Origin of the sequence: Staphylococcus sp. HMSC036D05, assembly GCF_001836225.1 — a bacterium.
GTDB lineage: Bacteria > Bacillota > Bacilli > Staphylococcales > Staphylococcaceae > Staphylococcus > Staphylococcus caprae.
Genome location: NZ_KV827780.1, coordinates 57,400 through 59,293 on the forward strand (window position 1 = coordinate 57,400; position 1,894 = coordinate 59,293).

General features: G+C 27.0%; 3 protein-coding genes. All 3 read left to right on the forward strand.

Annotated features, from left to right (window positions below; genetic code table 11):
* Positions 1-212, forward strand: a 212-nt coding sequence (locus tag HMPREF2580_RS11965) for a DUF443 family protein (protein WP_141756853.1), incomplete at its 5' end; no start/stop codon positions are given.
* 395 nt (positions 213-607) lie between these two features.
* Positions 608-1,270 carry a DUF443 domain-containing protein gene (locus tag HMPREF2580_RS12520; RefSeq protein WP_070830600.1) on the forward strand — a complete coding sequence of 221 codons (663 nt, stop codon included), beginning with the start codon at positions 608-610 and terminating at the stop codon, positions 1,268-1,270.
* A 204-nt stretch (positions 1,271-1,474) separates the two neighbouring features.
* Positions 1,475-1,894: DUF443 family protein (locus HMPREF2580_RS04230; protein ID WP_070830602.1), on the forward strand; the 420-nt coding region annotated here is incomplete at its 3' end.

Consider the following 1,894-nt stretch of genomic DNA (forward strand, 5'->3'; position numbering starts at 1 on the left):
TAAGACTGATTCCATCATTCAAAAATTTCGCGCTTGTGGTATTTTGTTATTTTATGACATTATTTTTGTCAATTGCACCTACTCAAATGATTTTTGATGACAGTCAAAATATTATAGGTTATGTAGGTTGGTTAGTCGTTTTCTTTATGTTTACTACTTTAAATATATTTTCAATTTTGGATAGAAAAGTACATGCCAAAATAATGAATTGAATATGTAAATCTAACTACAAAATTATATTGGAAGTGAAATTCTAAACATATGCAAATAATAATCTATAAAAATTTAGAGCCATGTAAATCTGAGACAATTGATTAGGCATTCCTTGTTAAGAAGGGGAGCATTTTTATGCGAGGAGTCTAGAAAGAAGTGTAATTAAAGGGATTTGTTACTCTAGTATCTAATGGTAATGTTTAAAATTAGTGAGAAATTAAAAATTTATTAGATTTATTAGAAATAGCAAAAAACTTTGGAGAAGCGGTATAAACCTAAATATAAGGGAAATATCCAATGAAATTGAAAATACAAAGGAAAAGTAGCAAATGAAGTTGGGCAGTCTGTTGATAAAGAAAAAATAGTGTTAATTCAATGGAATGGAGTTGGTGAAATGGTTCAAGGAACTATTCAATCGATAGGAGAATCCAATCGCTATAAATTAATTATATATAGCGGTAGCTTTTATATTTTAGATATCGAAAAAAATATATTTACTTACTTTTTTCCATTTATTAATTATTTATTTCCTAGATGCCTTCGAGAAATAGATCAAATGACTGCAGAAAAATTAATGACTAAACAGAGATCCAAAGTAAAAAAGTCCAATTATGTTTTCCCTATAGGTTTATCCATAATAATAAGTACTATACTCAGAACGGTTGTACATCAGTTCGACATATCAGTTAACTCAATTTTTTTGTTATTTTCAGTTATAATATCGATTTTTTCAGTTTTGCTTTTGAGACTATGGCTAAGTTATTTTAACAATAAGCATATAGAAATTAAATATAGTAATCATAAAATTAAAGCTTTGTTAATTCCGCCACGTAAATACATTTTTAAAAGTATAGGAATATTTTGTTACTTTAGTATATTGTATTGTTTGGGAATGTATGCATTTATAGTATCTAATAAATTTAATTTACTAATACTAATAGCGGGAATGATATTATTATTCATAATAACTTTAACAAATTATTTCTTGTATCCTATGGAGGAAGAAAATGTTGAAATCCATGAAATAAAATCTTCTTTTACTAAGTCACTTAAATAAGACGCTTGTTGCAGTTTGCATTTGATTTTATTGTTAACTAATTAGCATGATGAAAGTCCATAGTCGTTAAGGGAATCTAAAAACGTTAAAAATAGCTCCGAATATAGTAGTAACAAAGCAAAAAAGTCGAACATAATGTTGGAGAAGATGTCAATAAAATTAAAAAAGTAGTAAATCCAATGAAATGGAGCGAACATATACATAATGGAACAGGTATATACAATCTATAAAAATCCTAGATATAAAATTATTCAAAAAGATAATCAATATTTAATGGTCGATTTAGAACAAAATTGGTGTTCTTATCTATTTCCTATGCTGAATTGGTTTATACCTATTAAATATACAAAACTTACTTACCAAGAATTTAATAATTTAGATATATTTTCAAATGGAAGTGGTGCTAGTCAAGGTATGATAACTGGTGGGATAGGTGTCATAATTAGTGTATTGTTAAGAAGTATAGTGGGTTTAATGGATATTAATATTAGTCAAATATGGATTCTAATCATGTTTTTAATTGGATTTGTTGCTGTGGTTGGGCTTCGTTTAGCTTTAAGAAAGAAGTTGAAACATCCATCGTCCAATAAGAATAGTAAACAAAAAGTAAGACTGATTCCATCA

Bases quoted from the DNA above. Each gene is read 5' to 3' on its own strand.
- HMPREF2580_RS12520 (WP_070830600.1), top strand. From the start codon at position 608: ATGGTTCAAGGAACTATTCAATCGATAGGAGAATCCAATCGCTATAAA.